The following is a 26,370-nucleotide window of genomic DNA, read 5'->3' on the forward strand; positions in this document are numbered from 1 at the left end:
GCTGCGGCGCTCAGGCGTGACCGGCGTCGGGCGACAACGTCCAGGCCTCGAGGCCCAGCAGCCGCAATGCGCTGTCGTAGCGCTGCTCGACCGGCGTGTCGAAGATCACCGCCGGGTCGGCGCCCACGGTGAGCCAGCTGTTCTCCGCGAGTTCGGATTCGAGCTGGCCTTCGCCCCAGGCGGCATAGCCGAGCGACACCAGCACCTTGCGCGGGCCGGAGCCGGTCGCCAGGGCTTCGAGCACGTCCTTCGACGTGGTCATCTCCAGCCCGCCGGGGATCGTCATGGTCGACGCGTAGACCGACTCCTCGGGCTTGTCGGCTTCGGTGAAGACCGGTTCGTGCAGCACGAAGCCGCGCTCCGTCTGGACCGGGCCGCCCTGGAAAACCGGCGCATTGCCGATCTCGGGGCGGGAGAGATGAAGTTCGATCTTCTCGAACAGCACCCTGAGGTTGATGTCGCTGGGTTTGTTGATCACGAGGCCGAGCGCGCCGCGTGCGCTGTGCTCGCAGAGATAGACGACGCTGCGATTGAACGCTTCGTCCTCCAGCCCTGGCATCGCAATCAGGAAGTGATGCGTGAGGTTCATCGGGGCAGAATCGGAAGCCATGCCACCGATTTTACTTGCCGTCGACAAGATCTACCCCAAGGGCCTGATGTGGTTCCGACGCGACCTGCGCGTCGACGACAACGCGGCGCTGTGGCAGGCGCTGCGCAGTTGCCGCCAGGTGGTCTGCGTGTTCGTGTTCGACACGGACATCCTGGAGCCGCTGCCGCGCGCCGACCGCCGCGTCGAGTTCATCCGCGAATCGCTGGTCGCCCTGGATGCCGAGCTGCGCGCGCTGGGCGGCGGGCTGATCGTGCGCCATGCGCGCGCGGAGGACGAAATTCCCGAGATTGCGAAAGCGCTCGACGTGCAGGCCGTGTTCGCCAACCGCGACGACGAGCCCGAAGCGGTCGCACGCGATGCCCAGGTGTTCGGCGCACTGGCGAATGCCGGCATCCTGATGACGGTCGCCAAGGACAAGGCGATCTTCGAACGCGACGAGGTGCTGACCAAGACCGGCCAGCCCTACACCGTGTTCACACCCTACAAGCGCGCCTGGCTCGCGAAGGTCGACGACTTCTATCTGAAGGCGTATCCGGTGCGGCATTACGCCGACGCGCTGATCCCGCCGCCGGCCAGCCACGACGCCGCCGTGCCGGCGTTGGCGGAGCTCGGCTTCGAGAAGACCAACCTGGGATCGCTGGAGATTCCGACCGGCAGCCAGGGGGGTGCGGCGCTGTTCGAGGACTTCTTCGAGCGCATCGACCGCTACGACGCCACGCGCGACTTTCCGGCGGTGCGCGGGCCCAGCTACCTGGGCGTGCACCTGCGCTTCGGCACGGTGTCGATCCGCGGAATGGCCGGCATCGCGCACCGGCTGTCGCTCGAAGGCAACCGCGGCGCGGCGACCTGGCTGGGCGAGCTCATCTGGCGCGACTTCTATTTCCAGGTGCTCGCGCACCATCCGCAGGTGGCCGAGGGCAAGAGCTTCCGGCCGGAATACGACAAGATCGTCTGGCACCACGGCAAGCATGCGGACGGCCTCTTCAAGGCCTGGTGCGAGGGGCGCACCGGCTACCCGCTAGTCGACGCCGCGATGGCGCAGATCAACCAGAGCGGCTACATGCACAACCGGCTGCGCATGGTGGTCGCGAGCTTCCTGTGCAAGGACCTCGGGCTCGACTGGCGCCGCGGCGAGGCGTACTTCGCCACGCACCTGAACGACTTCGAATTCGCGTCGAACAACGGCGGCTGGCAATGGGCCAGTTCGAGCGGCTGCGACGCACAGCCCTATTTCAGGATCTTCAACCCGGTCACACAGAGCGAACGCTTCGACCCGGAAGGCAAGTTCATCCGGCGCTATCTGCCGCAACTGGCCAAGCTGTCGAACAAGGCGATCCATGCGCCCTGGGATGCGGGGCCGCTCGAGCTTGCGGCGGCTGGCGTCGAACTCGGCAAGAACTACCCGGCACCGATCGTGGACCATGCCGAGGCGCGCGAGCGCACGCTCCAGCGCTATGGCGCGGCGCGCAAACCGGTGTCAGGCCCATCGCACTGACCAGGCCACGGCGGCGGCTGATCGCACCGTGTCACAAGTCCGCGGCACGCTGACGCGAACCTATGCCATGCTTCAGATTTCAACCATCTCGAAATCTTCCTTGCGCGCACCACATTCAGGACAGGTCCAGTTCATCGGAACATCGGCCCAGGCGGTGTTGGCGGCAATGCCATCTTCGGGAACACCCACGGCTTCGTCGTAGATCCATCCGCAGATCAGGCACATCCAGGTCTTGGTATTCATCGCAGCTCAAAATCCCTGTTCTTACAATGCAACGATTGTATTCAAGCGTGTTCCTGCGGAGGGCGATCGCCCTCTTCGCTCTGCCACCTTGCATGAAGGCTTCGAACGGCACATGAACACCTCCCCGACCTCTTCTTCGCCGGCAGGCGGCAGCCGCGACTCCGGCGAGTCGATCGACGACATCGAGGACGGCGCCATCGAAGGCGACCTGAATCCGCCCTGCGTGCTCGTCTTCAATGCCAGCGACCCGAGCGGCGCGGGCGGCCTGAGCGGCGACGCGTTGACGATCGCCTCGGTCGGCGGCCACATGCTGCCGGTCGTCACTGGAACCTACGTGCGCGACACGGCCGAAGTCTTCGACCATTTCGCCTTCGACGAGGAAGCGGTGGCCGAACAGGCGCGCGCGATCCTCGAGGACGTGGAGGTCCGGCTGATCAAGGTCGGCTTCGTCGGCTCGCCCGAGATCCTCAGCACGGTCGCCGAGACCGCGACCGACTACCCCGACGTGCCGCTGGTCGCCTACATGCCCAACCTGTCGTGGTGGGACGAGAACCAGATCGACGCCTACCTCGACGCCTTCCGCGAACTGCTGCTGCCGCAGGCGACGGTGCTGGTCGGCAACCACAGCACGCTGTGGCGCTGGCTGCTGCCCGACTGGAGCGGCGAGCGCCCGCCCAGCGCGCGCGACATCGCGCGGGCGGCCGGCGAATACGGCGTGGCCTACACGCTGGTCACCGGCATCGTGCTGCCGGACCAGTTCATCGACAACGTGCTGGCCTCGCCGCAGTCGGTGCTCGGCAGCGAGAAGTTCGAACGCCTCGAAGCCGTGTTCGCCGGCGCGGGCGACACGCTGTCGGCGGCCCTCGCCGCGCTGCTGGCCGGCGGCACCGACCTCGTGGCCGCGACGAGCGAGGCGCTCAGCTACATGGATCGCTGCCTCGACGCCGGCTTCCGACCCGGCATGGGCCACGTGCTGCCGGACCGTCTTTTCTGGGCCCAGCCCGAGGACGACGAAGACGAGGACGACGCCGACGGCAGGCCACCGGAACCGGGCGACTTCGCGCTGCCGCCACACGACACCAAGCACTGATGCCAGGCCACGGCCGCATCGCACCCTTCCTGCTCAACCGACATGACCACTGACCACAACGAACGTCTCTTCGAACGCGCCCGCGCCGTGATTCCCGGCGGCGTGAATTCGCCCGTGCGCGCCTTCAAGGCCGTCGGCGGCACGCCGCGCTTCATCGAGCGTGCCGAAGGCGCCTATTTCTGGGATGCCAACGGCCAGCGCTACATCGACTACATCGGCTCCTGGGGTCCGATGATCCTCGGCCATGGTCATCCGGCCGTGCTGGAGGCCGTTCAGAAAGCGGCGCTCGACGGCTTCTCGTTCGGCGCCCCGACCGAGCGCGAGGTGGAACTCGCCGAAGCCATCATCTCGCTGGTGCCGTCGATCGAGATGCTGCGGCTGGTGAGCTCCGGCACCGAGGCCGGCATGAGCACGATCCGCCTGGCACGCGGCGCCACCGGCCGCAAGACGATCATCAAGTTCGAGGGCTGCTATCACGGCCATGCCGACGCACTCCTGGTCAAGGCCGGCTCGGGCCTTGCCACCTTCGGCAATCCCACGTCGGCCGGCGTACCGCCCGAGGTGGTGCAGCACACGCTGGTGCTCGAATACAACAACGTCGCGCAGCTGGAAGAAGCCTTCGCGCTCCATGGGGCGGACGTCGCCTGCATCATCATCGAGCCGATCGCCGGCAACATGAACTTCGTGCGCGCAAGCGTGCCCTTCATGAAGCGCTGCCGCGAGCTCTGCACGCAACACGGCGCACTCTTCGTGTTCGACGAGGTGATGACCGGCTTCCGCGTCGCGCTCGGCGGCGCACAGAGCGTCTACGCCAAGCTCATTCCCGGCTTCGAGCCCGACATGACGGTGATGGGCAAGGTGATCGGCGGCGGGATGCCGCTGGCGGCCTTCGGCGGCAAGCGCGCGGTGATGGAACAGCTGGCGCCGCTGGGCCCGGTCTACCAGGCCGGCACGCTGTCGGGCAATCCGGTGGCGACCGCCTGCGGACTGGCCACGCTGAAGGAAATCTCGAAGCCCGGCTTCTACGAATCGCTGTCGGCTCGCACGCGCGCGCTGACGGGCGGCCTGACGGCAGCCGCGGCAGCCGCAGGCGTGCCTTTCAGCGCCGACAGCGAAGGCGGCATGTTCGGCTTCTTCCTGATGGACGCGCTGCCGCAGAACTACGCGACGGTGATGAAGACCGACAACGCGAAATTCAACGCCCTGTTCCATGGCTTGCTGGCACGCGGCATCTACATCGCACCGGCGCTGTACGAGGCCGGCTTCGTGAGCGCGGCGCACAGCGAGGCGGACATCGCGGCGACGGTCGAGGCCGCGCGCGAGATCTTCAGGGCGCTCTGAGTGAGGTCCGCCGCCAAGGGAACCCATCGACCGCTGCGCGGCCTGCTGTCCTGCCTGGGCTTGCTCGGTATTCCCGGGCTGGCCATGGCCGAGCCGGATTTCGACGTCGGCAAGGTCTGGTTCAACGCCGGCTTCTATTCGTACCACTACGACCGCAACAAGGGCCTGGAAGACAAGAACCCCGGCCTCGGGGTCGAGTGGCCGATCAACGAGACCTACTCGCTGACGGCAGGCCTGTTCCGCAACAGCGACCGGGAGCGCTCACGCTACATCGGGCTGTACGTGATGCCCTTCGAGTTTCACGGCGTGAAGCTCGGCGCCGTGGTCGGCGGCTTCGATGGCTACCCGAACTACCGCAACGGGAACTGGTTTCCCTCCCTGATCCCGACCGCGGCGATCGAAGGCAAGCACTGGGGGCTGAACGTTGCGGTGATCCCGACCATCAAGAACCGCCTCTACGGCGCGCTCACCTTCCAGCTGAAATACCGCTTCGGAGACTGAGCCCGGTCCCGAAGCGGCGGATTTCAGTGCCTGAAGTGGCGCACGCCGGAGAGCACCATCACCACGCCGTGCTCGTCGGCGGCATCGATCACTTCCTGGTCGCGCATCGAACCGCCCGGCTGGATCACCGAGGTCGCGCCCGCCTTGACCACCACGTCGAGGCCGTCACGGAACGGGAAGAACGCGTCGCTCGCCACCGCCGTGCCCGACAGCGACAGGCCCGCATGCTCGGCCTTGATGCTGGCGATGCGCGCCGAGTCGAGACGGCTCATCTGGCCGGCACCGACGCCCATCGTCATGCCGCCCGCGCAGAACACGATGGCGTTGCTCTTGACGTATTTCGCGACCTTCCAGGCGAACAGCAGGTCCTGCAGTTGTGCGGGCGTCGGCTGCTTCTTGCTGACGACCTTGAGATCGCTCTCGGCCAGCTCATGGTTGTCGGCGGTCTGCATCAGCAGGCCCGAACCGATGCGCTTGATGTCCATCATGTTGCGGCCGTTGTCCCAGTCGGTGGCGCCACCGGCCGGCAGCGCGATCTCGAGGATCCGCACGTTGAGCTTGGCCTTGGTGGCCTGGAACACCTCCAGCGCCTCGGGCGTGTAGCCGGGTGCCATCAGCACTTCGACGAACTGCTTGTTGATGGCTTGCGCAGCCGCGAGGTCGACCGGGCGGTTGAAGGCGATGATGCCGCCGAACGCCGAGGTCGGATCGGTCTTGAAGGCCTTGCTGTAGGCCTCGAGCGCATCGGCGCCGACGGCCACGCCGCATGGGTTGGCGTGCTTCACGATGACGCAGGCCGGCACGTCGAAGCTCTTGACGCATTCCCAGGCCGCGTCGGCGTCGGCGATGTTGTTGTAGCTGAGCTCCTTGCCCTGCAACTGCTTCGCCGTGACCAGCGAACCCGGCGCCGGGTACAGGTCGCGATAGAACGCGGCCTGCTGGTGCGGGTTCTCGCCGTAGCGCAGGTCCTGCAGCTTCACGAAGCGGCCATTGCTCTGCGCCGGGAACAGCGTGCGCGTCGGCGCGGGCTGGCCGATGCTGGCGTCGAAGTCGATCGCCGACAGGTAGTCGCTGATGGCGCCGTCGTAGTCGGCGATGCGGTTGAACGCGGCCACCGAGAAGCCGAACTTGGTCTTGTCGCTGAGCTTGCCGTGGGCCTGGAGTTCGGCGAGTGCCGCCGGGTACTGCGACGCGTCCGTCAGCACGCCGACGTCCTTCCAGTTCTTGGCCGCGCTGCGCACCATGGCCGGGCCGCCGATGTCGATGTTCTCGATCGCGTCTTCCAGCGTGCAGCCGGCCTTCGCGACGGTGGCCTCGAACGGGTAGAGGTTCACCACGAGCAGGTCGATGGTGTCGATGCCGTGTTCCTGGATCGCGGCCATGTGGGCCGGCAGGTCGCGGCGCGCCAGCAGGCCGCCGTGGATCTTCGGGTGCAGCGTCTTCACGCGGCCGTCGAGCATTTCGGGGAAGCCGGTGTGGTCGGCCACCTCGGTGACGGGCAGGCCGGCGTCGGCCAGCAGCTTGGCGGTGCCACCGGTGGACAGCAGCTTGATGCCGAGCGCGTTCAGCGCCTGGGCGAATTCAAGGATGCCGGTCTTGTCGGAGACGGAAATCAGTGCAGTCAGTGCCATGGGGTTTCTTGGTTAATAACGATGTTCAGCAGCGGCATCCGGTCGTGGAACACCGCGGAACCGGCTCCGCCGGGCCGCAGGTGTTGCCCCCAGCAGGGGGGTTGGCGGCTACGCGAAGCGAGCAAGCCTGGGGGGTTGCCTATCTTCACTTGATCAGCTTGTGGTCGACCAGCTTCTTGCGAAGCGTGTTGCGGTTCAGTCCCAGCCACTGCGCAGCCTTCGACTGGTTGCCCTCTGCCCGCGCCATCACGACGTCGAGCAGCGGTTTTTCGACGACACGCACGAGCATCTCGTACATGCCGTCAGGCTCGGTGCCGTGCAGGTCTCTGAAATAGCTGTCCAGACTGGACCTGACGCAGTCTTCGATGCTCTTCTTGCTCATGACTTTCTCTTCTTCTCATTGAGCGGCGGTTGCCGCCTCCTCATCTTCTTCCGCCTGCAGTTCCAGCCGCGGCGAGGCGGTCTGTTCTTCGGGCAGGCGGTCCATGTCGATCGACAGGTTTTCAAAGAAATCCGAGACCGCGCGCAACTGCAGCGCACAGTCCTCGATCGCATTCATCTCGCTGCGGAACGCTTCGCCGCCGGGCAGCGCGCGCACGTACCAACCGATGTGCTTGCGCGCCGTACGCACACCGCTGTATTCGCCGTAGAGGGCGTAGTGTTCCTGCAGATGCTCCACCAGCAGGCGCCGCACGTCCGACACCAGAGGCGGTGCAAGGTGCATGCCGGTGTCGAGGAAATGGCCGATCTCGCGAAAGATCCAGGGCCGGCCCTGTGCCGCACGGCCGATCATCACGGCATCGGCGCCGGTTGCGGCCAGCACGTCGCGCGCCCTCTCGGGCGACGTGATGTCGCCGTTCGCCACCACCGGCACACGCACCGCGGCCTTGACGGCGGCGATGGTGTCGTACTCGGCGAATCCCTTGTAGCCCTGCTCGCGCGTGCGGCCGTGCACGGTGAGCATCTGCACGCCGGCGGACTCGAAGTCGCGCGCCAGCTTGACGGCATTGCGGTGATCGGCGCTCCAGCCGGTGCGCATCTTCAGCGTGACCGGGACCCCGTGCGGCGCGGCAGCCGCAACCACGGCCTGCACGATCTCCAGCGCGAGCGGCTCGTCGCGCATCAGCGCAGACCCCGCCCACTTGTTGCAGACCTTCTTGGCCGGGCAACCCATGTTGATGTCGATGATCTGCGCGCCGCGGTCGATGTTGTACTGAGCGGCCTCGGCCATCATGGCTGCGTCGGTGCCGGCAATCTGCACCGAGATCGGGCCGGGCTCGCCCACATGGTCGGCACGGCGCGAGGTCTTCAGCGTGTTCCAGAGCTCCTTGCGCGAGGTCACCATCTCGCTCACCGCGTAACCGGCGCCAAGCGCGCGGCAGAGCATGCGGAAAGGCCGGTCCGTCACGCCGGCCATGGGCGCGACGAACAGGCGGTTTTCCAGCGCGATAGGGCCGATCTGCATGGTCGAGGGAGGGAAGAGGCGAGCGCGGGGCTGCTGAAAAATGAGGCACGATTGTAGCGAGGCTGCATTTCGCGGGTTGAAACGATTTGCACCCAACCGAACGAAGATCGCACGCGGCGCCTCGACCGCCGCCGACAAGCAGTCAAGGCCTGCACTTCCACACCCGTCGACGCGTCCGCTTCCTATACTCGCGCTACATGCAAGCCTGGCTCGATTCCCTGATGGCGCTTCTCGCGCTCCCCCAATATGGGCTGTCGACGCTTTTCATCGCCGCGTTCGTTTCCGCGACATTGCTGCCGGTCGGCTCCGAGCCCTTCCTTTTCGGACTGCTCAAGCTCAACCCCGACATGTTCTGGCCGGCGATCATCGTGGCGACGATCGGCAACACGCTGGGCGGCGCCGTCGACTGGTGGATGGGTTACGGCGCCCACAAGGTGGCGGACAAATATGCCCATTCGAAGCACCACACCCGGGTGCTGGGCTGGCTGGAAAAGCTGGGGCCCAAGGCCTGCCTGCTGAGTTGGCTGCCGTTGGTGGGCGATCCGTTGTGCGCCGTCGCAGGCTGGCTCAAGCTGCCTTTCTGGCCTTGCCTTGCCTACATGGCCATCGGCAAGTTCGCGCGCTACATCACGATGACGGTCGCGCTCCTGTACATCTGGCCGACCCCCTGACTCAGCTGAGCAGGCCGTACGGGCCGCCGCGTTCGAGCGCGCGCTTGTACGCCGGACGATCGTGGATGCGCTTCAGCCAGGCCATCAGCTTCGGCCGGCTGGCATCGAGCCCGCCGCGGGCGGCCGCAGCCTCCACCGGGAAACTCATCTGGATGTCGGCGCCGCTGAACGCGTCGCCAGCGAACCATTCGCTCTTCGCGAGTTCGCTCTCCATGTAGTCGAGGTGGGCGGTGATGTTGGGCATCACGAAGCTGGACTTCGCCTTGCCGGCGATCGCCTTGGCGATGGGCTTGGCGAAGAACGGCATCTTGGTGCTCTCGATCTTGTCGAACACCAGTTTCAGCAGCAGCGGCGACATCGCCGAGCCCTCGGCGAAGTGCATCCAGTAGCGGTAGCGCAGCGCATCCGGCGTGCCCGCCGCCGGCGCGAGGCGGCCCTGGCCGTAGCGTTCGATCACGGTCTCGATGATCGCGCCCGACTCGGCGAGCGTCAGGCCATCGTCGGTCGTCACCACCGGCGACTTGCCCAGCGGATGCACCCGGCGCAGTTCGGGCGGCGCCAGCATGGTCTTCGCGTCGCGCTCGTAGCGGACGATGTCATAGGGCAAGCCGAGCTCCTCGAGCAGCCAGAGCACGCGTTGCGAGCGGGAATTGTTGAGGTGGTGAACGGTGAGCATGGGTGAGGATCCTGAGTGTCGAGGCAGTCTAAACAATCGTTCGCCAGCGCGCCCGATGCAACGCCGCTACCATCGGCCGCTGCCGCGACGCTCCGCTCGCGCACCACACGTGCCCATGGACCGCTCGCCGAATCCCAGCCTCGCGTCGACCGACGCGCTCTCGTCCCGCAACCGCCGCGCCGTGGCCGCACTCATGGTCGCCGTGCTGCTCGCCACGCTCGACACCGCGATCGCCAATACCGCCCTGCCCGCGATCGCCGCCGACCTGCTGGCCGCGCCGGCCGCCTCGGTCTGGGTCATCAACGCCTACCAGCTCGCGATGGTCGCGACCATCCTGCCGCTGGCGGCGCTGGGCGACATCGTCGGGCACCGGCGCATCTACATCGGCGGGCTCGCGGTGTTCACGATCGCGTCGCTGGCATGCGCGCTGGCCACCACGCTGCCGACGCTCGCCGCGGCACGCGCGCTGCAGGGCCTGGGCGCCGCCGGGATCATGAGCGTGAACGCCGCGCTGCTGCGCTTCATCTATCCGCCGCACCGGCTCGGCCGCGGCGTCGGGTTCAATGCGCTCATCGTCGGCATCGGGTTCGCCGTCGGGCCGAGCGTGGCCTCGCTGATCCTGAGCGTCGCTCCGTGGCCCTGGCTGTTCGGCATCAACGTGCCGCTGGGGTTTGCGGCGCTCGCCATCGCCATCCCGTCGCTGCCGGCATCGCCGCGCAGCACCCACAGCTTCGACAAGATCGCCGCCGCGTTCAACGTGATCACCTTCGCCGCGCTGATCCTCGCCTTGGGATCGGCCGCACAGCGCGAACCGATCGGCTGGTGGCTGAGCGCGCTCGCCGTCGCATTGCTGTTCGGCGTCCTGCTGGTGCGGCGCGAGCATGGCCGGCCGTCGCCCATCCTGCCGGTGGACCTGTTTCGGCGGCCGGCCTTCGCGCTCTCGTCGATCACCTCGATCTGCACCTTCGCGGCGCAGGGCCTCGCCTTCGTCTCGCTGCCCTTCTATTTCGAGGGCGTGCTGCATCGCAGCCAGGTCGACACCGGCTTCCTGATGTCGCCGTGGTCGCTGGTGGTGGCGCTGGCCGCGCCGCTCGCGGGCCGGCTGGCGGACCGCTATCCGCCGGGCCTGCTCGGTGGCATCGGCCTGGCAGTTCTGAGCGTGGGCATGGTGTCGCTGGCGTTGCTGCCGGCCGAGCCGAGCGTGCTCGACATCTCCATCCGCATGGCGATCTGCGGCGCCGGCTTCGGCTTCTTCCAGGCACCGAACCTGCGCGCGATCATGGCGGCCGCGCCACCCGAGCGTTCGGGCGGCGCAAGCGGCACCATCGCGACCTCGCGCCTGCTCGGGCAGGCGACCGGGGCGGCGCTGACGGCGCTGTGCTTCAGCCTGGCGGGCGTGCACGGTGCAGCGGATGCGCTGTGGCTGGGTGCAGCATTCGCCGCCGTGGCAAGCGTGGCCAGCGGGCTGCGGCTGGTCGTCGCGAAATAGCCGGCGCGCAAGCGACGAACGCCTGCAAAAGAAAACGGCCCCGAAGGGCCGCGTCCGCTCAGCTGCTGAACAGGAAGTTCATCACGTCGCCATCCTTGACGACGTAGTCCTTGCCTTCCGCGCGCATCTTGCCCGCGTCCTTCGCGCCCTGTTCGCCCTTGAACGCGATGTAGTCGTCGAAGGAAATGGTCTGGGCACGGATGTAGCCCTTCTCGAAGTCGCCGTGGATCACGCCGGCCGCCTGCGGGCCGGTGTCGCCGATGCGGATGGTCCAGGCGCGCACTTCCTTCACGCCGGCGGTGAAGTAGGTCTGCAGGCCCAGCAGCTTGTAGGCCGCGCGGATCAGCCGGTTCAGGCCCGGCTCGTCCTGGCCGATTTCCGCGAGGAACATGGTCTTGTCCTCGTCGTCCATCTCGGACAGCTCGGCCTCGATCTTGGCGCAGATGGCGACCACGGGTGCGCCCTGCTTGGCCGCGTACTCGCGCAGCCGGTCGAGGTAGGGGTTGTTCTCGAAGCCGTCTTCCGCCACGTTGCCGACGAACATGGCCGGCTTGGCGGTGATCAGCGTGAACGACTTGACCAGCGGCTGCTCTTCCTTGGTGAAGGACAGCGCACGCACCGGCGTGTTCTCGTTCAGCGCGGCCTGGCAGCGCTCGAGCAGGCCGACCAGCTTCTGCGCGTCCTTGTCGCCCGAACGCGCCACCTTGGTGTGGCGATGCAGCGCCTTCTCGACCGTGGCCAGGTCGGCCAGGCAGAGTTCGGTCTGGATCACCTCGATGTCGGAGATCGGGTCGACGCGGCCTGCCACGTGGATCACGTTGTCGTCGTCGAAGCAGCGCACCACGTTCACCGTGGCGTCGGTTTCGCGGATGTGCGCGAGGAACTTGTTGCCCAGGCCTTCACCGGTGCTGGCACCAGCCACCAGGCCCGCGATGTCGACGAACTCGACGATCGCCGGCACGATGCGCTCGGGCTTGACGATCTCGCTGAGCTGGCCGAGCCGCGGATCCGGCACTTCGACCACGCCGGTGTTCGGCTCGATCGTGCAGAACGGATAGTTTTCCGCTGCGATGCCGGCCTTGGTCAACGCATTGAAAAGGGTGGATTTACCGACGTTGGGCAGGCCGACGATGCCGCATTGCAAACTCATGGAGGTCCTCTGGAATCAACCCGCGATTTTAGCGAGCGGGGTTTGTCGTCACTCGAAGCGGTAGTTGGCGCCGACCGTCTGGCCGACCTTGAGCATGTGCTCCACGCCCTGCACCACGATGCAGTTCATGCCGAAAGTGATGGCGCCGTCGACCCGTGCATTCGCGCGGTAGGTGCGCAGTGTGTCGTTGACTTCGGGCGTGGAGATGGCGGTGGCCGGGTTGATGTCCGGAATCGGGCAGCGCGGGCAGGGCTTGGACGGCTCCAGTTGCGCCTCGCCTTCGGCGGTGTCGATGTGCATCGTTTCGACGCGGTCCTCGTCCTGCGCCTCGATGCCGGCCAGCACGATGTTCGGTCGGAAGCGTTCGATGCCGACGGCTTCGTGGCCAGCCGCGATCAGCTTGTCGTTCAGTTCGACCAGCGAGTTCTCGCTGGTCACCAGCAGCGGGAAGCCGTCGGAGAACAGATTCGGCGCTTCGACGCCGCGGGTCCAGGTCATGTTCGACAGGCGCTTGTGCTCGGGGTCGAAGCGCACCAGCCGCAGCGTCTGCGGCTTGCCGGGCTCCGACAGGAAGTCGCTGAACCACTGTGCGGCGATGTCGCCCATGTCGTAGGCGGCAACTTCGTCGCGCCAGACCTTCACGCGGACCGGCTTCTCGACGCGATCGAAAGCGATGTGCAACGCCAGCATGCCGGGCGCGCGCAGCACCATCTCCATCTGCTTGAGCTGCGGCTGGATCAGCGCCATGCGCGGCAATTCGCGCTGGCTCACGAACACGCCATCGGCGGCGACGACCATCCATGCGCGGTCGAACTCGAGCCCGGTTTCGGTCAGCAAGGCCTCGGGCAGCTCGACGCCGGCACACGACTTGATGGGATAGACGAACAGGCGGGCGATGGTGGCCTGGAGGTCGAAGGCGGTAGCGGTCACGAAACGGTTCCTTTTGCGGTGATCTGCGATTGTCCCGCAGCCGCGTCGCCTGCGGATCGGCTCTCTACAATGCCCCGATGGCCCTCCCCCCTGAAGTCTGCATCCGCGGCGCCGGCATCGTCGGCCACGCTTTGGCCCTGCTGCTCGCCCGCGAGCGTGTGCGCGTCGCGCTGGTGGCGCCGCCCGCCGCCAACACCAAGGAAGACGTGCGCGCCTATGCGCTCAACGCGGCGTCGCGCAATCTGCTCGAGTCGCTGCGCGCCTGGCCCGACGCGACGCATGCGACGCCGGTGCATGCGATGCACGTGCACGGCGACGAAGGCGGAGAGGTGCAGTTCCAGTCGGCACAGCAGAAGGTCGACGCCCTGGCGTGGATCGTCGACGTGCCGGCGCTCGAACGGCAGTTGGCCGACGCAGTGCGCTTTCAGCCGCAGATCGACATCGTGAGCGCACCGGTGTCGGCAGCGCTCACGGTCGTCTGCGAAGGCAAGGCCAGCAGCACGCGCGATGCGATCGGTGTGCGCTACGAGGTCACGCGCTATCCGCAGCACGCGATCGCCGCTCGGCTCGAGGCCGAACATCCGCACGGCGGCATCGCCCGCCAGTGGTTCAACGACAAGGGCGAGATCCTCGCGCTCCTGCCGCTCGGCGGCGTGGCCGGCCGCTCGTTCGCGCTGGTCTGGTCGGTCGACCAGTTCCGTGCGCCGGCGCTGCTGGCGCAGGACGCGGACACCTTCGCTGCCGGCGTGCGCGACGCCAGCCACGATGCGGTCGGCGTGCTCACCCTTGCCAGCGAACGCACGGCCTGGCCGCTGCAACGCGCGGTGGCCGACCGCTGGACCGGCCGCCTGGCCGACGGCAAGGCCTGGGCGCTGGCCGGCGACGCCGCCCACACCGTGCATCCGCTCGCGGGCCAGGGGCTGAACCTGGGCTTGTCCGACGCGGCGGCGCTCGCCGACGTGATCAAGAACCGCGACTATTGGCGCAGCGTCGGCGACGCACGGCTGCTGCGCCGCTACGAACGCGCGCGCCGCACCGACGTGCTCTCGATGAGCCTGGCCACCGACGGCCTGCAACAGCTCTTCGCCCACAACACCGACCCGCTGCCTGCCCTGCGCAACTGGGGCATGCGGGGCTTCGACCGCAGCCGCTTCGTCAAGCGCTGGGTCGCCCGCCAGGCCATGGGCCTCTGACACCGGCTTCGCGCCGGCACTGGAATACACATGAACGCACGCACGTCCGCCCCACTCACCTGCATCGCACGCATCGTTCTGGCTGCTGCGGCGTTGGGCGCATCGCTCGCTGCCTTCGCGGGCGAAGCCGAGATCCGAAAGAACCTCGCCGCACAGATCCCGCAGTTCGCCAAGATCGACGAGATCAGCAAGGCGCCGATGCCAGGCCTCTACGAGGTGCGCATCAACAGCACCGAGATCTACTACACGGACGAACAGGGCAACTACCTGCTGCAGGGCAGTCTCTTCGACGTGAAGGCGCGCAAGAACCTCACCGAGGAACGCACCGAAAAGCTCACCGCGATCGATTTCGACAAGCTGCCGGTCAAGGACGCCTTCAAGATCGTGCGCGGCAACGGCAAGCGGCAGCTGGCGGTCTTCGAAGATCCGAATTGCGGCTATTGCAAGCAGTTCGAGCGCGAGCTGGCGACCGTCGACAACGTGACGATCCATCTGTTCCTCTACGCGGTGCTCGGCCCCGATTCGGTCGTGAAGTCGCGCAACATCTGGTGCGCCAAGGACAAGGCCAAGTCGTGGAGCGACTGGATGACGAAGGGCACGATGCCGGCCACCGCCGAATGCGACACCGCGGCGCTGCAGCGCAACCGTGAATTCGGCCAGCGCTACAACATCACCGGCACGCCGACGCTGATCTTCAGCAACGGGACGCGCACGCCGGGCGCCATTCCGGCAGCGCAGGTCGAGAAGCAACTCACCGCCGCCAACTGATGTCGAGCACGCCCGGAATCCACTACCGCGTGGAATGCGCGGACCGCCACGCCCATCTCTTCGCCGTCACGCTGACCATCGATGCACCCGCCGCGCTGCAGCGGGTGTCGCTTCCGGTCTGGATACCGGGCAGCTACCTGATCCGCGAATTCGCCAAGAACCTGCAGGGCCTGCGCGCGACACAGGGGCGCCGCAAGCTGGCGCTCACGCAACTCGACAAGCACAGCTGGCAGATCGACTGCGCACCGGCCAAGCCGCTGGTGCTGCGCTACGAAGTCTGCGCCTACGACCATTCGGTGCGCACCGCCTGGCTGGACGACGATCGCGGATTCTTCAACGGCACCAGCCTGTGCCTGCGCGTCGACGGCCAGGCCGATGCGCCGCATGCGATCGACATCGTGGCACCGCCGGCCATCGCCGGCCGGGGACGCTGGTCATGTGCGACCGCGCTGGTGCCGGTCGATGTCGACAAGCAGGGTTTCGGCAGCTACCGGGCCGCCCACTACGATGAACTGGCCGACAGCCCGGTCGAGCTCGGCACCTTCTGGAGCGCCGATTTCGACGTGTGCGGCGTCCCGCACCGCTTCGTCGTCGCAGGCGCGACCGCCTCGTTCGACGGCGAGAAGCTGATCGCCGACACGCAGGCGATCTGCGAGGCCGAGATGCGCTTCTGGCACGGCGACAAGGTCGGCAAGCGCGGTGGCCCCAAGCCGCCCCACGACCGCTACGTGTTCATGCTGAACGCGGTCGACGACGGCTACGGCGGACTGGAGCATCGCCATTCGACCGCGCTGATCTGCACCCGCCGCGACCTGCCGCAACTGGCCGCCAAGAAGCAGCCCGAGGGCTACACCACGCTGCTCGGGCTGATCAGCCACGAGTACTTCCACACCTGGAACGTCAAGCGGCTGCGGCCGGCGGAGTTCGCCCACTACGACTACGCACAGGAGAACTACACGCAACTGCTGTGGCTGTTCGAGGGCTTCACGAGCTACTACGATGACCTGTTGCTGCGCCGCGCCGGCCGGATCGACGATGCCACCTACCTGCGTCTGGTCAACAAGACCATCAACGGCGTGCTGCAGGCGCCAGGCCGCCTGGTGCAGTCGGTGGCCGATGCGAGCTTCGACGCCTGGGTCAAGTACTACCGCCAGGACGAGCAGACGCCCAACAGCACGATCAGCTATTACACGAAGGGCTCGCTGGTCGCGATGTGCTTCGACCTCACGCTGCGCAGCGAAGGCAAGGGCTCGCTGGACGACGTGATGCGCCTGCTGTGGACGCGGAGCGACGGCGGCCCGATCAGCGAGGCCGACGTGGCGGCGGCGCTCGAGACCGTCGGTGGCCGCTCCTATGCGCCGGAGATCGCGCGCTGGGTCCACGGCACCGACGATCTGCCGCTGTCCGAACTGCTGCGGGCGCACGGCGTGTCCACGCTGGACGACCCTGCCCAGCGCGCCCAGGAGCTGGGTTTGCGCGTGGCCGAGGCCAACGGCAGCGTCCAGGTCAAGGTGGTGATGCGTGGCGGCGCGGCGGAAAAGGCCGGGTTCTCCGCCAACGACGAATGGATCGGCATCGAACTGCCGGCCCCCAAGGGACAAACGCCGCAAGGCTGGCGCCTGAGCAAGCTCGACGATCTGGCCCTGTATCTGGGCCCGCAGAAGAAGATGACCGCGCTGGTCGCCCGCGACCGCCGCCTGCTTCGCCTGACGTTGACGCTGCCGACCGGGGTCACGACCTGGCGGCTCTTTTCGCAGGATGCCGCCAAGCTGTCGGCCTGGCTGGTGCCGCCTGCGGCACACGCACCAGCCGCGTCGCACACCCCGGCGGCGCACTGAGCGCGCTCAGGCCTCGGAGCGCTGCGCGTCCTGCGGCAAGGTCTCGCTCGCCGCACCGCGCCGCACGACGTGGATGGGTTGCGCCTGCCCGACCAGCACGCACGGCTTGCCGGTGCGCTTGCAGTGGTCCTGCACCCGCCAGTAGGCGCCGTGGCTCACGCAGCCGGTCTGGCAGATGACCAGGTCGGCCGCGCGAAGGCTGGCTTCCAGCGCGGCGGCATCGGGCTCGTCCTGGCCGTCGTGATGCAGATAGCGGCCGCCCGCGATTTCCACCAGTTGTTGGGCCAGCGCGGCCGATTCCGCAGCCCGGCCGATGCAAAGCACCGCTTTCTCACGCAGGTCTGCGGTCCGCGGCGTCGCGCGCAGCCGTTGGCGATCGGGCGCCAGCAGGCCCTGCAGGCGCTTGGGCAGCGCCGCGCCCTGCGCGCTGCGCGCCGCCAGTTCGTCACGCACCATGGACAAGGCCGAATCGCGCACGATCACGGCCGCGCGCAAACGCACGATCTGCGCAGCCTGATCGGCCAGCAGCTGGGAACAACGCGCCTGGGCCTTGGCATAGGCGCGCAACAGAACGGCGTGTTCGTCCATGGGCAACTCCGGTTGAAAATCCATTCTAGATGAGAATTATTCTTAAATGGAAAGCAGGAGACAGCGCCGCACACCGAGGGTGGGTATAGTGACTCGCATCCCCTTTCACCATCCTCACGGAGACACCATGAGCTACGAGAACATCGAAGTGCGCACCGAAGCCGGCAAGGTCGGCATCGTCACGCTGAACCGCCCCAAGGCGCTCAACGCACTCAACGACGCACTGATGACCGAACTGGGCGCCGCGCTCAAGGCCTTCGACGCCGACGAGGCCATCGGTTGCATGATCATCACCGGCAGCGAACGCGCCTTCGCAGCCGGCGCCGACATCGCGGCGATGGCCAAGTACAGCTTCGTCGACACCTACAAGGGCGACTACATCACCCGCAACTGGGAAGCCATCCGCTCGATCCGCAAACCCGTGATCGCGGCCGTGAGCGGTTTCGCCCTGGGCGGCGGCTGCGAGCTGGCGATGATGTGCGACTTCATCATTGCGGCCGACAACGCGAAGTTCGGCCAACCCGAGATCAAGCTGGGCGTGATTCCCGGTGCCGGCGGCACGCAGCGCCTGCCGCGCGCGGTCGGCAAGAGCAAGGCGATGGACATGGCGCTGACCGGCCGCATGATGGACGCCGCCGAAGCCGAGCGGGCCGGCCTGGTGAGCCGTGTCGTGCCGTTCGACAAGCTGGCCGACGAAGCGCTCGGCGCGGCCTTGCAGATCGCCGACTTCTCGCAGATCGCCGTGATGGCCGCCAAGGAATCGGTGAACCGTGCCTTCGAGAGCGGCCTGAGCGACGGCGTGATGTTCGAACGCCGGCTGTTCCACGCGCTGTTCGCCACGTCGGACCAGAAGGAAGGCATGGACGCTTTCCTGGGCAAGCGCAAGGCGAAGTTCACGCACCAGTAACTGGAATACGACGAAAACTGCACGTGGGTGTTGAAAGCCTGAAAAAACCCACGATATAATCTGAGGCTCGGCTCTTTAGCTCAGTCGGTTAGAGCGATGGAATCATAATCCACAGGTCCGCGGTTCGAATCCGTGAAGAGCCACCATTTTGGTAAGTCGTTGATTTTAAAGGGAAAAATCAAGACTTGATTCGTTAGGTGAGACGGTCAGTGACACGGTCTCCCCAATGAACAGACTACCGAACGTGCTGAAATCTCGGCACGGCGTCTACTACCTCCGCACTTATCGCAACGGCAGCGAGGTGCGCACCTCCCTCCGCACCAAGGACTGGGCCACAGCTAAACTGCTGGCTCTGAATTTCCACCTTGGCCGCGCCATGCCCCTTCGCAAGCTTGACGTTGAATTCCCCTCCGGTTTCAAGATCACCAACGTCCATACGGCAGACGACTTTGAACGGTTGAAGGAACTGCTTGAGCGCGGCGATGTGCAGCAGTTTCTGAAGGAAAGTACTGCGCGCATTGCTGATGCGCAGGCGCACCTTGAAATCGCACCGACGGAAGCCGCGGCGCCGGTGCCGCCAGCTCCGGTTGCCCCTGCCAAGGCAAGAACAAAAATCTTCAGTGAAGTCGTCGGCCTCTACCTCGCTGAGAAGAAGCTGGACAACACGCGCAAGACCATTGAGGAGAAGCAGTCCACCTACAACGAGTACGCACGGCTGTTCACCGATGCCGACATGAACTCCATGAGCGACGAGCAGGCCACCAGCTTCAAAAACAGGATGATCTCCGATGGCGCGAAGCCACCGAGCATCAACAAGAAGCTGTCGTACATGAAGGACCTCTTCAGCTATGCCATCAGGAACAAGCTGTACTTCAGTGCGAACCCGTTTGACAAGCTCGGAGTTTCCAGCAAAGCCAAGATTCAGGCGGCAACGCAAAGCTATCGCGAGTTCACTGACAGCGACTTGAGGCTCATTTTTGAGAACCCCGGCTATGCCGAATACATGAACGAACCGGACTACCTGTGGGTACCGTTTCTTGGGCTGTACACGGGCGCTCGCATTGAGACACTCGCCAACCTCAAGGTTTCGCAGATTCAGAATGAAGACGGGGTCTGGTTGCTGGACATTGACAAGGATAAGAACCTCAACTCCATCCGAAAGATTCCACTGCACGAACGCGTCTTGGAGTCTGGTTTTCTGAAGTACGTGGAGACAGTCAAGGCTGCGGGACACGTGCAATTGTTCCCGCACATTACGCCCGGCAAGAATGGCTACTCGCGCAACTGCTCGCGCCGATTCGGCCAGTACCTTGACCTCGTCGGCATCAAGGAGTCACGCAAGGTCTTCCACTCGTTCCGCGTGACCTTCATCAACCGGATGACCAATACAGGCGTGCATCCAGCCATCCTTATGGGCATCGTGGGGCACTACGAACAGAAGCGCATTGATTTTTCGAGCCCACATTTTGCGAACTATCAGAAGAAAAAGCCGATGGAGATTTTGAAAGAGGCCATTGACAAGTTGGAGTACGACATCAAGTTCGCAGCACATTGAAGCTGGCGTTCCGTTCCGGCAAATGAAGAAGCCCGCGATTGCGGGCTTCTTGCTTCTGGGACGGTTGGCGTATCCCGTCGCCCTGATGTCCGACTACAAGATCCCCGGCAGTACCACGGGCTTTGGCTTCTTAGCCTTCCACGGTTCATAAACGCCCGTATCGGCGCCCATGCTGGCAAGAAGCTGCGCCGCCTCTTCGTTGCCGATGTCCTTCGCATAAACGTAGAGGTTCGGCGGCGCGGCAGGATCGGCCTTGGCCTGCACGGTGGTCGCCTCGTTCAAACCGTAGCCGTGCTGCACCAGCAGTTCCAACTGTTCCTTCATGCGAGGCGACCTGTTCGCGATGACGGACACGGCAAACGAGGTGCGGCTGCTGTCGTGGGTGGAATAGATGTTCATGCCACCGCGCAGGAAAAGCTCCAGCGCTCGCAGATCGCCGATGCGTGAGCTTTTGCGCAGCCCGTCCTCGCTCCACTCCACCCCGATGTTGCGAAGCTCAACCCGTGGGTCATCGCTCTTGCCTGCTTCAATCCAATTGAGCGTCTTTTTGATGTCGCCCGCTTGCTGCTCCAGCCGCAACAGATTGGATTGCAGCGCTCTCGCGTCGTCCGAGGTCGCAGCGATGTAGCCACCTTGTGCCGCATGCCTTGAGCTGGCAACGGCACCCACTGAGAACGCGCCGGCACAAACCCCGGCGCACAGCACCATACTCGCCGGAATGGCACGGTTTGCCGGCGTGTTGACGAACTTCAGCACCAGCAGCGCGACGAAGAACAGCACCACGACAGCCGCCACGTGGTTCATGTACGGGAAGTGCGGCCGAACGAAGTCCATCACGGGCACCAGCGCCCCCGTTCCAATGAACATCGTGGCGTTGATCGGTCCGAGGCGATCCGTCACCTTCTTGCCGAAGCTCACATACAGGGATTTGGGCATGGCGACTTCTCAGACCTTCATGCCGCCAACCGCCGCCACCCTGCGGTAGTCAACCCACCTGCGTCCGGCAATGGCGTAGATGACCACAGCCCACGCCAACGCTCCGAGTGGCTGATACGTGAACACGATGCAGGTGAACACGACGTTGAACAGCATCGCGAAATAGAAGAACGGGTTGATCGTGCCGTAGTACCGCGTGTCACCGCCGACCTGCACGCCCATGACGATCTTGCCGCCGTTGAGCAGCCAGAGCTTCGTGGTTTGGTCCGTCTCAATGCCATCGGCCAAAAAGTTGTTGAGCTTGCGGTCGACCGACACGTTGGTCAGGGTCTTGTCGCCGATCTGGATGAGCGAGTACTTCACGATCTCGTTCTTCAGATTCACGGTGGATTCGCCCAACCGCTTGAGCTTGCCTTCAATCAGTTTCATGGTGTCCTCCTTCAATTCTTGACTTGCTTGATGACCACCGAAGCCTTGGGCGTGCCGATGGGGTTGGCGTAGAGGGTGGCAAGCACGGGCCAGAACGCCGGACCGATGGCGTCGTCGTCGCCGAAGCCAGCGAAGTGCGCACCCATGCCGAGGGCATGACCGAGTTCGTGAATCACGATGTCGGCAGACGCCGTGCACTGGGGGTTGTCCAAGTTCACGTAGAGCCGGGCCGAGATTTCGCCCGGCGCATACATGAAGGTGGAGGGGTAGCCGCCCTCAAACGGCGCACGGGCGACGTTGGCACAGTAGGACTGCGGATTGGCACCGGCAGGCAGATAGGAAGTGCCTTGGCGGAAGACGATGCCGCGTGTGATTGTTGCTTCGTCGGCAGCAGCGATGCTGGTTCGGTCAAAGACGACGTAGCCGAGCTTCGCTTCAATCGCGTCCATGGCTGCCACAGCACGAGGCTCGCCGTTGGTCTTCACGGGGATTGGCAGTGCCCAGCGCTTCACCGCGCCAGCAAAACGACCACTCCACGGAAAACCTGAACCGGCGATGTTGGTGGCATCGGCGAGCGCGAGAACTTCGGCATCAGGAACGGTCGGGGCAGTCGCCACCGGCGCAGCGGGTTCTGGGGTGTTCGTTGGGTCGGTGACCGGAGTGGTGACTTCCGGCGCGGTGCCCACCGTAGCGGACGAGCCTCCATCGCTACCGCCACCTCCGCATGCCGCGAGCACGAGTGCAGTGCCAGCCAAGAACACCAGGGCTGCTGCCCTCCCAAAAACTGTCTTCTTCATCTGAGCTTCCTTCCAAGCTTGGGGCGGCCCCATGCCAACCCGCCGAAGGATCGTAGCTCGAAATGGTAACCATATCCCGGCTTATCTTTCCCTGTGGAGTTTTATACATGAGACGCGGACCATCAGGAAATGGTCAAGCCCGTCTCTCCGGACAAACCGAAGGTGCCCGAACTGGTCGCCTTCGGCGAGGCCGTGCGCCGCCGCCGCAAGGAACTGGGCTACTCTCAGGAGGGTTTCGGTGATGCTTGCGGGATTGACCGCAGCTACATGGGTGGCATTGAGCGCGGCGAGCACAACTTGGCGCTGGTCAACATCTTGAAGATTGTCAACGCGCTGGGCATCCAACCATCGGAGTTCTTCAAGGACTTGGACAAGCCAGCGAAGAAGAGCAAGTCAAGGTAGCAGTCCACGGCCGCCCGACGTGACTCTCGAAGCACGAGAATGAACGCTTGAACAACCTTTACGCGAGAGATATGGATCCACAAACCCTGGGGGCAGCCCTCAAGAGCATCGCCGACGACCACTGGCAGCAGCGACGCCAACCTGTCTTTCTAAGCGCGTTGCCGAAGCTACTGGAAGCTCGCGATGCTGGAGACTACAAGGGTGCCCTCAGCGGCCAGACCTTGAAGCAGTTTGTTAAGGACTTTGGCCCAACCTATGGGTGCAGGCTTGTCGAACACCCAACGTTGCGGGCCAAGCTCGCCCTCGTCCCCTTGGATGTGCCGTTCGAATTTGATTTCGACGTTCGCACGCCGCCCGAGGCGGGAATCACACCGGAGGACGTAGCAACGTTTTTCCGTGTACTAGCGTTCGCTGCCGACGATGCTCCAAATCTCATGCTGCCGGCGTCTGTGATCACTAAGCTCGTCTCCATTCGCTGAGATGCGGGTTCTCGTTGCCTTGGCGACTCGCAATAGCCTAGCAAGTAAGCTTTTCGTCAATCGAAGTGACCAGATCTTGAACGGCGATTTTTTGCCGAAGGGAATCCAGGGTCGTGTGAGCTTTGAACCGAAGGTCTACAACCCAAGTCTTGAGGAAAAGAGTCTTACTGATACTTTGCTGGAGTGGAGCATTGGAGTCGATGCGGTAGCGCTCTTTTTGGACGCGCCGTTTGCGCACGAAGCCGATCACTTACATCCTGCGATCTTTATAGGACAGGTGGACTTCACCACGTATGCCCCAAATTTACAGAATTTGCTATCTAGCCACGCCGCTCGCCTCTTAAGAAACTTCGGGCTCTTACTGATCGACCTGGAGGACGCAACATTTTTCCAAGCTGCGATCTTGCCGCTGCGCAATTTTGATGCGGTGGAATTGCGCGAACTTGCGATCCTGTGTAAAGAAAGCACCGGGAAAAGTGATTTTCATTCGCGATCGTCCGGACTGATTCGACAAATTGTCGAGCGACGGGGACCGCGCGTGCGCTCAAAGTATCCTGATCGTTATTTCAAGGACGATGTCGGACATCACTTCTGCTATGGGTTCGAGGAGCACTCTCGATTCGAAACCGGTCGTGACCATGAGGTCATTTGCCACTTAAATGGCATATTTCGATTTGGAAAGAGACTTGAGGATCAGCGTCACTTCAACGTAACAGATGGCGACAACGATGGCGATCGCATATCGGCCATCTTCAAAAACTGCCACGGACAGAGGGTAGACATCGTGAATCGGACCCACGTCAACATGTTCAGCAATGACTTCCACAAATGAAAAGCGGGAACCGACCTTCATCGTTCCCGCTATTTGCGTTGCGCTTTGCGTTATCCCACCCGCTGCGGCAATATATAGGAGTGACCACTTGAGTCGAACTCAGGGTATTTCCCATATACCATCCATCACTTACACTCGTCCAAAAGCTCTCAATATTTGAAGCATTGTCGAGACGGCCCGGCACAAAGGCTGAGGCCGTACTCTAGCACACCTTCGATGGCACGACACTTGTTGGGTCGCCGCTTGATAGAGCGTTACCTGAGAGAGTACGTTTTTCCAGAAAATTTCTGGCGCAACGATGGCCGAGGTACCGCATTGCGCTCATGGCTTCGGCATCGTACTTGAGAGCGTGGAAGGCAACCACGCCCTGAGCGATAAGGTCTTGCTGCCCTACACCTTCAGCTTCATAACCGGCGCCTCATTGATCTGCCTGACCTTGGCCTCCTGCAACTGCTGCTCCAGCCTCGCCATCTGCTCCATGAGCGCCATCAATCGCTGCTGAGCCTTCTTGGCTTCGTCCGGTGTCGTGGCATTCGCCATGTCGGCCACGGCAGCATTGATGGACTGTTGCAAGACACCGATGGCAGCCTGAATGCTGTTGATCGTGTCCATGGCCGTAGATGGTGTCGGTGTGTAGACCGTCGTTCCGCTGTCGCGCATGGCCTTCATCCGCTGGGTCGCCTGTTCGGTGGTGGCGATGACGGGCTTCTTGACATGTTCGTCGTCGGCCTGCTTCGCGGTGGTCATCGCATCTTCCACGATACGTTCGGTGTGAGGTGTCTTCTTGATGGGCATGGGTTTCTCCTTTGTTGTTGCTCTTGTGAAGTTGGCAGGTTTCAGCGAGGCTGAGGCGCTGCCGGCGCCTTGGGTTCTCGGGAACGTGCGAGGGGTCAGGTAAGCCTTGATGTTGAAGGCTCGCCGCTCGCTGACCAGGGTGTCCAGGCTGACCAGGGCTTTTTGATATTCGGGCACGGTCAGCATGACGGTGCCGGGCTTCCCGTTCGTTGGCGGAGCCAAGGAACGGTAGTCGGTGCCGGCTTCAAACAACGGGCCGCGAAGCCGCATCGCCTTGGTCGCGCCGGGCATCTTGACCGAGAGGTAGTCCTGCCCTTGCCGGGTGACCGTCACGCCGAGTGCGTCATCCAGCCACTGCACCAACTCTTTCCTGTTATTCACCTGGCCGGCCTGGACCGCCTGGACGATTTCCTGTTGAAGCAGATGGGCGGAACGCCGTTTGCCCTTGCTGCCGGGTAGCTTGCGGTCGGTCACCGAAATGGCGGCGCGCATCGTGTCGGGAACAACCTGTCCATAGCCCAGCTTGTGGTTCGTCACCTGAGTGAATGCTTCGTACAGGGCGAGGTTACGGGCTCCGGGCGGATGCACGTTGAGGCGTTTCCCGCGACCGCTGGCAAACTCCACCATCGGCACGACGAAGTGAATTTCGGTGTTCCCCTTCTCTCTGTGCAGGACGAACAAGCTGTTGAACTGACGATCAGACAGGCCCGGCGCCACGGTCTTCTTGAACGAATCGATCACCTCGTACAACTGCGCACGGGTCGGCTTCTCATCGTCACGGAATGCCAGCACGCCGGACACATAACGGTGCTTGCGCTGGATGGCGTTGATAACGGAAATGGTCGTGGCGGGATGACCTTCCAGAACCTCGGGAGCGACATCGCGAGGCTCGCCCGCGTGATCCTTCATGCTGAGCAGGTAGTTCACCGGCGCTTCGCCATTGGAAGTGCCCGACTTGAAGATGCGGACGATCACGCTGCCTCCGCAGTAGCCGCAGCGGTGCTCTCCTTCGTGATGCGCTTCAGGTTTTCTTCGGCGAGGTCCAGGACCTGCATCATGATCATGAGCATTTCCTCGTCCAACGGCTCGCCTTCGGTCAGGTGGCGCGCGATCTGATTCACATGTCCGGCGATGTCGTTGAGTTCGGCCTGGCAAGCCAACAGGATGTGCTGACTGCTGAATGGTGAGTCGGCATCACTGCCGTGGACGGCTTGCTGGCGAACATACTGGGCGACGCTGCCGAAGCCCTGCGACAAGGCGCGGGCACAGATGGTGGCGTGCTCGTCGGGCGAGACTCTGGTTTCTACGCGGCGGGTGCGTAGATGTTGCTGTCCATCGTGTCCAGCCTGTCCGGGCTGTTGCTTGAGGATGGTGTCGGCGACCTCGTGATGGTCTGCGGGCGGAATGGTGATGATGTACATGGCGGCGTCCTTTCTTCTTGTTGTTGTGCCGTGCCGGCGCACTGCTTGAGCGCCAGCGGGTGGGGGTGAAAGCGAAGCGTTGAGATGGGGTAAGGGGCGGAGCCCCTTCAAGGACATGTTCGCCTTCGGCGGAAATGT

General features: G+C 64.3%; 28 protein-coding genes and 1 tRNA gene. 15 read left to right on the plus strand and 14 right to left on the minus strand.

Going from position 1 to position 26,370, the window contains the following annotated elements; translation table 11 throughout:
- Nucleotides 1-10 precede the first annotated feature (10 nt).
- Nucleotides 11-610 (minus strand): YqgE/AlgH family protein, encoded by a 600-nt coding sequence (locus AC07PZ_RS18740; protein ID WP_495296637.1) that lies wholly within the window; start codon nucleotides 608-610, stop codon nucleotides 11-13.
- Between AC07PZ_RS18740 and AC07PZ_RS18745 the strand changes: the two genes are divergently transcribed.
- On the plus strand, nucleotides 609-2,105 hold the full coding sequence (locus tag AC07PZ_RS18745) for a cryptochrome/photolyase family protein (protein ID WP_495296638.1): 1,497 nt from the start codon (nucleotides 609-611) through the stop codon (nucleotides 2,103-2,105). The genes AC07PZ_RS18740 and AC07PZ_RS18745 overlap by 2 nt on opposite strands.
- A 72-nt stretch (nucleotides 2,106-2,177) precedes the next feature.
- On the opposite strand, the gene AC07PZ_RS18750 is transcribed toward AC07PZ_RS18745, so the two are convergent.
- Nucleotides 2,178-2,348, minus strand: coding sequence for a rubredoxin (locus AC07PZ_RS18750; protein ID WP_495296639.1), 171 nt, complete (start codon nucleotides 2,346-2,348; stop codon nucleotides 2,178-2,180).
- Nucleotides 2,349-2,460: 112 nt separating this feature from the next.
- Between AC07PZ_RS18750 and thiD the strand changes: the two genes are divergently transcribed.
- From thiD to AC07PZ_RS18765, 3 genes are read left to right on the plus strand one after another with little or no spacing between them, the layout of a single operon-like run.
- The gene (thiD, locus tag AC07PZ_RS18755) at nucleotides 2,461-3,438 is read left to right on the plus strand and encodes a bifunctional hydroxymethylpyrimidine kinase/phosphomethylpyrimidine kinase (RefSeq protein ID WP_495296640.1); all 978 of its coding nucleotides are present in this window, start codon (nucleotides 2,461-2,463) and stop codon (nucleotides 3,436-3,438) included.
- A gap of 42 nt (nucleotides 3,439-3,480) precedes the next feature.
- Nucleotides 3,481-4,779 (plus strand): glutamate-1-semialdehyde 2,1-aminomutase, encoded by a 1,299-nt coding sequence (gene hemL, locus AC07PZ_RS18760; protein ID WP_495296641.1) that lies wholly within the window; start codon nucleotides 3,481-3,483, stop codon nucleotides 4,777-4,779.
- Complete coding sequence (locus tag AC07PZ_RS18765; RefSeq protein ID WP_495296642.1) at nucleotides 4,780-5,280, plus strand: hypothetical protein; 501 nt, start codon at nucleotides 4,780-4,782, stop codon at nucleotides 5,278-5,280.
- A 23-nt stretch (nucleotides 5,281-5,303) separates the two neighbouring features.
- Here the strand turns inward: AC07PZ_RS18765 and purH are convergent, their stop codons facing one another.
- The 3 genes from purH to dusB all read right to left on the minus strand — a co-directional run bounded on the left by purH (nucleotide 5,304) and on the right by dusB (nucleotide 8,376).
- A complete protein-coding gene (gene purH, locus AC07PZ_RS18770; protein ID WP_495296643.1) occupies nucleotides 5,304-6,911 on the minus strand; it encodes a bifunctional phosphoribosylaminoimidazolecarboxamide formyltransferase/IMP cyclohydrolase in 1,608 nt (535 codons plus the stop codon).
- Between the two features lie 145 nt (nucleotides 6,912-7,056).
- Complete coding sequence (locus tag AC07PZ_RS18775) at nucleotides 7,057-7,293, minus strand: Fis family transcriptional regulator (RefSeq protein WP_495296644.1); 237 nt, start codon at nucleotides 7,291-7,293, stop codon at nucleotides 7,057-7,059.
- Between the two features lie 15 nt (nucleotides 7,294-7,308).
- Nucleotides 7,309-8,376 carry a tRNA dihydrouridine synthase DusB gene (dusB, locus tag AC07PZ_RS18780; protein WP_495296645.1) on the minus strand — a complete coding sequence of 356 codons (1,068 nt, stop codon included), beginning with the start codon at nucleotides 8,374-8,376 and terminating at the stop codon, nucleotides 7,309-7,311.
- 197 nt (nucleotides 8,377-8,573) lie between these two features.
- Here dusB and AC07PZ_RS18785 point away from each other — a divergent pair, with 197 nt between their 5' ends.
- The gene (locus AC07PZ_RS18785; RefSeq protein WP_495296646.1) at nucleotides 8,574-9,047 is read left to right on the plus strand and encodes a YqaA family protein; all 474 of its coding nucleotides are present in this window, start codon (nucleotides 8,574-8,576) and stop codon (nucleotides 9,045-9,047) included.
- 1 nt (nucleotide 9,048) lies between these two features.
- Here the strand turns inward: AC07PZ_RS18785 and AC07PZ_RS18790 are convergent, their stop codons facing one another.
- Nucleotides 9,049-9,723 carry a glutathione S-transferase gene (locus tag AC07PZ_RS18790; RefSeq protein ID WP_495296647.1) on the minus strand — a complete coding sequence of 225 codons (675 nt, stop codon included), beginning with the start codon at nucleotides 9,721-9,723 and terminating at the stop codon, nucleotides 9,049-9,051.
- A gap of 115 nt (nucleotides 9,724-9,838) precedes the next feature.
- On the opposite strand from AC07PZ_RS18790, the gene AC07PZ_RS18795 reads away from it, so the two are divergent.
- Nucleotides 9,839-11,212: an MFS transporter gene (locus AC07PZ_RS18795; protein WP_495296648.1), complete on the plus strand. Its 1,374-nt coding sequence runs from the start codon at nucleotides 9,839-9,841 to the stop codon at nucleotides 11,210-11,212.
- A gap of 58 nt (nucleotides 11,213-11,270) precedes the next feature.
- Here AC07PZ_RS18795 and ychF read toward each other — a convergent pair whose 3' ends face one another.
- Entirely contained in the window at nucleotides 11,271-12,362 is a 1,092-nt protein-coding gene (ychF, locus tag AC07PZ_RS18800) for a redox-regulated ATPase YchF (RefSeq protein WP_495296649.1), read from the minus strand.
- A 48-nt stretch (nucleotides 12,363-12,410) separates the two neighbouring features.
- Nucleotides 12,411-13,292 carry an MOSC domain-containing protein gene (locus tag AC07PZ_RS18805; protein WP_495296650.1) on the minus strand — a complete coding sequence of 294 codons (882 nt, stop codon included), beginning with the start codon at nucleotides 13,290-13,292 and terminating at the stop codon, nucleotides 12,411-12,413.
- A gap of 77 nt (nucleotides 13,293-13,369) precedes the next feature.
- On the opposite strand from AC07PZ_RS18805, the gene AC07PZ_RS18810 reads away from it, so the two are divergent.
- The 3 genes from AC07PZ_RS18810 to AC07PZ_RS18820 are packed head-to-tail and all read left to right on the plus strand — an operon-like array spanning nucleotide 13,370 to nucleotide 17,091.
- On the plus strand, nucleotides 13,370-14,485 hold the full coding sequence (locus AC07PZ_RS18810) for an FAD-dependent monooxygenase (RefSeq protein WP_495296651.1): 1,116 nt from the start codon (nucleotides 13,370-13,372) through the stop codon (nucleotides 14,483-14,485).
- 30 nt (nucleotides 14,486-14,515) lie between these two features.
- Entirely contained in the window at nucleotides 14,516-15,253 is a 738-nt protein-coding gene (locus tag AC07PZ_RS18815) for a DsbC family protein (protein ID WP_495296652.1), read from the plus strand.
- Complete coding sequence (locus AC07PZ_RS18820; protein WP_495296653.1) at nucleotides 15,253-17,091, plus strand: M61 family metallopeptidase; 1,839 nt, start codon at nucleotides 15,253-15,255, stop codon at nucleotides 17,089-17,091. The genes AC07PZ_RS18815 and AC07PZ_RS18820 overlap by 1 nt, the downstream gene beginning before the upstream one ends.
- Nucleotides 17,092-17,097: 6 nt before the next feature.
- Here the strand turns inward: AC07PZ_RS18820 and AC07PZ_RS18825 are convergent, their stop codons facing one another.
- Entirely contained in the window at nucleotides 17,098-17,679 is a 582-nt protein-coding gene (locus AC07PZ_RS18825) for a DUF2325 domain-containing protein (protein WP_495296654.1), read from the minus strand.
- A gap of 127 nt (nucleotides 17,680-17,806) precedes the next feature.
- Between AC07PZ_RS18825 and AC07PZ_RS18830 the strand changes: the two genes are divergently transcribed.
- The 3 genes from AC07PZ_RS18830 to AC07PZ_RS18840 all read left to right on the plus strand — a co-directional run bounded on the left by AC07PZ_RS18830 (nucleotide 17,807) and on the right by AC07PZ_RS18840 (nucleotide 20,141).
- Nucleotides 17,807-18,586, plus strand: a complete 780-nt coding sequence (locus AC07PZ_RS18830; RefSeq protein WP_495296655.1) for an enoyl-CoA hydratase — start codon at nucleotides 17,807-17,809, stop codon at nucleotides 18,584-18,586.
- A gap of 69 nt (nucleotides 18,587-18,655) precedes the next feature.
- Nucleotides 18,656-18,732: transfer RNA gene (locus AC07PZ_RS18835), tRNA-Met, on the plus strand.
- Between the two features lie 80 nt (nucleotides 18,733-18,812).
- Nucleotides 18,813-20,141 (plus strand): site-specific integrase, encoded by a 1,329-nt coding sequence (locus AC07PZ_RS18840; protein WP_495296656.1) that lies wholly within the window; start codon nucleotides 18,813-18,815, stop codon nucleotides 20,139-20,141.
- 93 nt (nucleotides 20,142-20,234) lie between these two features.
- Here the strand turns inward: AC07PZ_RS18840 and AC07PZ_RS18845 are convergent, their stop codons facing one another.
- From AC07PZ_RS18845 to AC07PZ_RS18855, 3 genes are read right to left on the minus strand one after another with little or no spacing between them, the layout of a single operon-like run.
- Nucleotides 20,235-21,077, minus strand: coding sequence for a hypothetical protein (locus AC07PZ_RS18845; RefSeq protein WP_495296657.1), 843 nt, complete (start codon nucleotides 21,075-21,077; stop codon nucleotides 20,235-20,237).
- A 9-nt stretch (nucleotides 21,078-21,086) separates the two neighbouring features.
- The gene (locus AC07PZ_RS18850; RefSeq protein ID WP_495296658.1) at nucleotides 21,087-21,506 is read right to left on the minus strand and encodes a hypothetical protein; all 420 of its coding nucleotides are present in this window, start codon (nucleotides 21,504-21,506) and stop codon (nucleotides 21,087-21,089) included.
- Between the two features lie 11 nt (nucleotides 21,507-21,517).
- Nucleotides 21,518-22,303, minus strand: a complete 786-nt coding sequence (locus tag AC07PZ_RS18855; RefSeq protein WP_495296659.1) for a hypothetical protein — start codon at nucleotides 22,301-22,303, stop codon at nucleotides 21,518-21,520.
- Between the two features lie 129 nt (nucleotides 22,304-22,432).
- On the opposite strand from AC07PZ_RS18855, the gene AC07PZ_RS18860 reads away from it, so the two are divergent.
- The 3 genes from AC07PZ_RS18860 (at nucleotide 22,433) to AC07PZ_RS18870 (ending at nucleotide 24,016) form a co-directional block, all read left to right on the plus strand.
- Nucleotides 22,433-22,705 (plus strand): helix-turn-helix domain-containing protein, encoded by a 273-nt coding sequence (locus AC07PZ_RS18860; protein ID WP_495296660.1) that lies wholly within the window; start codon nucleotides 22,433-22,435, stop codon nucleotides 22,703-22,705.
- A gap of 47 nt (nucleotides 22,706-22,752) precedes the next feature.
- Entirely contained in the window at nucleotides 22,753-23,184 is a 432-nt protein-coding gene (locus tag AC07PZ_RS18865; protein ID WP_495296661.1) for a hypothetical protein, read from the plus strand.
- A gap of 76 nt (nucleotides 23,185-23,260) precedes the next feature.
- On the plus strand, nucleotides 23,261-24,016 hold the full coding sequence (locus AC07PZ_RS18870; protein WP_495296662.1) for a hypothetical protein: 756 nt from the start codon (nucleotides 23,261-23,263) through the stop codon (nucleotides 24,014-24,016).
- Nucleotides 24,017-24,406: 390 nt separating this feature from the next.
- On the opposite strand, the gene AC07PZ_RS18875 is transcribed toward AC07PZ_RS18870, so the two are convergent.
- A complete protein-coding gene (locus AC07PZ_RS18875; protein ID WP_495296663.1) occupies nucleotides 24,407-25,786 on the minus strand; it encodes a relaxase family protein in 1,380 nt (459 codons plus the stop codon).
- On the minus strand, nucleotides 25,783-26,232 hold the full coding sequence (locus tag AC07PZ_RS18880) for a plasmid mobilization protein (protein ID WP_495296664.1): 450 nt from the start codon (nucleotides 26,230-26,232) through the stop codon (nucleotides 25,783-25,785). Before AC07PZ_RS18880 ends, AC07PZ_RS18875 begins: the two co-directional genes overlap by 4 nt.
- Nucleotides 26,233-26,370 lie beyond the last annotated feature (138 nt).

Source organism: Variovorax sp. GW821-FHT10B04 (assembly GCF_059415645.1).